General features: G+C 66.2%; 3 protein-coding genes. 2 read left to right on the top strand and 1 reads right to left on the bottom strand.

The features are described 5' to 3' along the window. Positions 1–427: dienelactone hydrolase family protein (locus A5706_RS28140; RefSeq protein WP_197518011.1), on the bottom strand; the 427-nt coding region annotated here is incomplete at its 3' end. A gap of 149 nt (positions 428–576) precedes the next feature. Here A5706_RS28140 and A5706_RS28135 point away from each other — a divergent pair. Further along, positions 577–1218, top strand: a complete 642-nt coding sequence (locus A5706_RS28135; RefSeq protein ID WP_068138611.1) for a TetR/AcrR family transcriptional regulator — start codon at positions 577–579, stop codon at positions 1216–1218. Positions 1219–1289: 71 nt separating this feature from the next. Beyond that, positions 1290–1494 (top strand): hypothetical protein (locus A5706_RS28130; RefSeq protein WP_156767389.1); only part of this gene is annotated, 205 nt, incomplete at its 3' end.

Raw genomic sequence — 1494 nt, 5'->3', positions numbered from 1 at the left:
CGTCCTCCGATTCGGGTTCGGAATAAGCCATCCCGCCCAGCCCCGCAATTATCCGCATTGGCCCGGGAACACAGTGGTCGTTCATGAAGCTGTGGCCGACATTGGGATATTCCTTGATGTCACGCGGTACGTCACTCTCCGCCAATACGGCCTCAAGCCTGGCCGCGGTGCCGCGCCGCACGATGGGGTCGTTCGCGCCGAAGCTGGCGACCACCGGGCACGACTCGCGCAGCGCTTCGACGTCGCCAGGCAGCAGCCCGTAGTTCGGCGCTGCCACGTCGAAGACGCCGCGGGGGGCCAGCTGCATAACGAACCTCGCGCCGATGCAAAACCCGACGAGCCCGACCTTGCCGGAGCACCGCTCGTCGGCGACGAGGTGATCACGGGCGGCAACCAGGTCGTCGTGGGCGGGGCCGCGGCCGGTCACATGGGCGTGATATCACCCATGGCTTGGTGTTCCCCCAAATACCGTGTCGACCGTCGACCGCTCCCGCGGCGCGCATAGCCGTGACGATACGAAGATATGGTAATCCGATACCGCCATATCGTGACGCTCTGCCGGTGTATTGTCCGGCCGTGAAGCCTCCCCGGTTGTTTCCCTACGACCCGCCGCCTGCGCCCGAACCGTCGGCCAAGGAGCGGATTCGTGACGCCGCGCTGAGCTGTTTTGCCGTTCGCGGTATTGCTGCCACACCGCTGCGTGCGGTCGCCGAGGCCGCGGAGGTTTCGATTGGGCTGGTGCAGCACCACTTCCACACCAAGGCCGCGTTAACCGCTGCTGTCGACCAGTACGTCCTCCAGGTGGTGGGTGAAGCATTGGAACCCACAGCGCCGCTCGAGCCGGAGTCCGACGCGCTCGAGGAAGCCGGCAGCCGCCTGATCGCGCTGATGGTCCAACGTCCCGACGTCATGACCTACCTGGGGCGCGCGCTCGCCGAGGGCGGCGCACTGGGGTCGGTGATCTTCACCGGGTTGGCGGCGATCAGCGCGGGGCAGGGTGACCAATTCGGGCAACACGGCAACCTTCGATCCGACCTCGATCCCGATTGGGGGGTGCTCAACCCGCTCATCCTGCGGATCGGCGCCATCATTCTGCACCCGTACATCGAGGTCTACCTCGGCCAGTCGTTCTTCACCGAGCCGCAGCTGCGGCGCTGGGATGCCGCCGTCACCAGCCTGATACGGCGGGGCCAATTCGCCGAGGAGACCCCGACGTAATCGCTTGGTGAGCGGCCAAGCGCGGCGGTTAGGCGCCCGCGTCGCCGGTCGGGTGCTATACACGAAACACCATGGACGAGCACAAGGTAACCGCGCACAGCGCGCAAGTTCTCGACCCCGACGAGCCCGACGACGCACTGACGTTGGAGCGGCTACGAGCCGATCCCCTCGTCGAGGTTTTCGACCGGCTCGATGCACAACTGGCCAATCTGCGCAGCCTTCGGCCGGCACCGGATTCGGAGCTCCTCGGCGAACGGAGCCGGTGGGCTTACTATC

The sequence above is a fragment of the Mycobacterium sp. E796 genome (assembly GCF_001672815.1).
GTDB lineage: Bacteria > Actinomycetota > Actinomycetes > Mycobacteriales > Mycobacteriaceae > Mycobacterium.
This window is presented reverse-complemented; position numbering and strand designations above follow the sequence as displayed.